1 protein-coding gene is annotated in these 1,194 nt (G+C 61.7%); it reads left to right on the top strand.

Going from position 1 to position 1,194, the window contains the following annotated elements; translation table 11 throughout:
• The first annotated feature begins 3 nt into the window (after positions 1-3).
• Positions 4-1,194 (top strand): elongation factor Tu, encoded by a 1,191-nt coding sequence (gene tuf, locus HK439_RS26360; protein WP_190294458.1) that lies wholly within the window; start codon positions 4-6, stop codon positions 1,192-1,194.

Genomic DNA, 1,194 nt, shown 5'->3' with positions numbered 1-1,194 from the left:
CCGATGGCGAAGGAAAAATTTGAGCGTAACAAGCCGCACGTCAACATTGGCACGATTGGGCACGTTGACCACGGCAAGACCACGCTGACTGCTGCGATCACGATGACGCTGGCTGAAGCCGGCGGCGCGGTGGCCAAGGCGTATGACCAGATCGACGCAGCGCCTGAAGAAAAGGCACGCGGCATCACGATCTCCACGGCCCACGTTGAGTACGAGACGGAAAACCGTCACTACGCGCACGTGGACTGCCCGGGTCACGCCGACTACGTGAAGAACATGATCACCGGTGCTGCGCAGATGGACGGCGCGATCCTGGTTGTGTCGGCTGCCGACGGCCCGATGCCGCAGACCCGCGAGCACATCCTGCTTGCCCGTCAGGTCGGCGTTCCGGCCCTGGTGGTGTTCATGAACAAGGTTGACCAGGTCGACGACGAAGAGCTCCTGGAGCTGGTCGAAATGGAAATCCGCGAACTGCTGTCCTCGTACGAGTTCCCGGGCGACGACATTCCGATCGTCAAGGGTTCGGCGCTTGCTGCTGTTGAAAACCGTGACCCGGCCATCGGCCGTGACGCGATCAAGCAGCTGATGGCTGAAGTCGACGCCTACATCCCGACCCCGGAACGTCCGAAGGATCTTCCGTTCCTGATGCCGATCGAAGACGTGTTCTCGATCTCCGGCCGCGGTACGGTTGTGACCGGCCGTGTGGAACGTGGCGTGATCAAGGTCGGCGAGGAAGTCGAGATCGTCGGCATCCGCGACACCCAGAAGACGACGGTTACCGGCGTTGAAATGTTCCGCAAGCTGCTGGACAGCGGTGAAGCGGGCGACAACATCGGCGCGCTGATCCGCGGTGTCGGGCGTGAGGACGTTGAGCGCGGCCAGGTTCTTTGCAAGCCGGGTTCTGTGACCCCGCACACGAAGTTCAAGGCCGAAGCCTACATCCTGACGAAGGAAGAAGGCGGCCGTCATACGCCGTTCTTCACCAACTACCGTCCGCAGTTCTACTTCCGTACGACGGACGTGACGGGTGTTGTGACGCTGCCGGAAGGCACGGAAATGGTGATGCCGGGCGACAACGTGTCGGTTGACGTCGAGCTGATCGTGCCGATCGCCATGGAAGAAGGCCTGCGCTTCGCTATCCGCGAAGGTGGCCGCACCGTCGGTGCAGGCGTCGTCGCTTCCATCATCGAGTAA

The organism is Roseibium aggregatum (genome assembly GCF_014692675.1).
Classification (GTDB): domain Bacteria; phylum Pseudomonadota; class Alphaproteobacteria; order Rhizobiales; family Stappiaceae; genus Roseibium; species Roseibium aggregatum_C.
The sequence above is the reverse complement of the archived record's forward strand: the minus strand, read 5'-3'. Positions and strand labels throughout refer to the sequence as shown.